At 34.9% G+C, this 1,121-nt stretch carries 2 protein-coding genes; both read left to right on the top strand.

What is annotated here, in order from left to right:
- Positions 1-866: vWA domain-containing protein (locus BBROOKSOX_RS11395; RefSeq protein WP_180324040.1), on the top strand; the 866-nt coding region annotated here is incomplete at its 5' end.
- Positions 848-1,121, top strand: a 274-nt coding sequence (locus tag BBROOKSOX_RS11390) for a hypothetical protein (protein WP_139661970.1), incomplete at its 3' end; no start/stop codon positions are given. The genes BBROOKSOX_RS11395 and BBROOKSOX_RS11390, both read left to right, overlap by 19 nt.

Below are 1,121 nucleotides of genomic sequence, written 5' to 3'. Positions count from 1 at the left end.
TATTGGCACTCATTATTGCTGTATTTGCTTGTTTGTTTTTTTGCCAAGAGAAAAAATTATCTATTTATTTTCCATACAGTGAAAACTTAAAAACCCTTGTAAAGTCTAAGCAATTGTTGCGCAACACCCTCAAATTTTTAGCCCTCAGTTTGGTTATTATTGCCCTTGCCAGCCCGATTACAACCAAGGAGGTGATACTTGATAATAGTAAAGGTTATGAAATTTCATTAATTTTAGATGCCTCTGGGTCAATGCGAAAAAGTAATAAGTTTGGGATTGTTAAGAAAATTTTGGTGGATTTTATCAAACAGCGTAAAACTGATAAATTGGCGTTGAGTATTTTTGCAGATTTTGCTTATATTGCTGTGCCTTTGACTTATGACAAAAAAAGTATTGTTAAAATACTCAGCCATATTAATGTAGGCATTGCTGGGCAGCAAACGGCACTTTACGAGGCTTTATTTTTAAGTTCCAAACTTTTTAAAGATTCTCATTCTAAAGAAAAAATTGCCATTTTGTTGACAGATGGTATAGACAATGCAAGCAGTGTACCGCTTGAAGTGGCTATGAACCGTGCAAAAAGTAACAAAATAAAAGTATATACCATTGGCATTGGTAACGCAGGAGAATTTAATGCTGGGATCTTGAGAGAGATTGCACAAGGCACAGGCGCTGAATTCTTCTCAGCCAATAGCATCCAAGGCATAAAAGACATTTATACGCGAATCAATCAATTAGAAAAAAGTAAAATAAACATTAACAAATACGAAAAGAAAACTTACTATTTTCACTACCCCTTAGGTTTGGCGCTAATGCTTTTATTTCTTTATTTTTGGCAGAGAAACACATGGATTTTGAACAAATAGAATTACTTTACACTCTCATTCCAGTGGCTATATTGTGGTTTTTTATTCACCACAAGACAAGCAATCTTGAGGCTTTGTTTGCGCCCGAAGTGCTGGAGAAAATCAGTTTAGACAAGCATGGGATGCGTCTAAAAACACGCCTTAAGTTGCTATTATTATCCATTATTTTAATTTTATTGGCACTAAGTCAGCCAACCCTTGACAAAGGGGAAATTAAGATAAAAAAACACTTGAGTGACTTAGTAGTGGCAATGG

The organism is bacterium endosymbiont of Bathymodiolus sp. 5 South, assembly GCF_900128535.1.
Lineage (GTDB): Bacteria > Pseudomonadota > Gammaproteobacteria > PS1 > Pseudothioglobaceae > Thiodubiliella.
The sequence above is the reverse complement of the archived record's forward strand: the minus strand, read 5'-3'. Positions and strand labels throughout refer to the sequence as shown.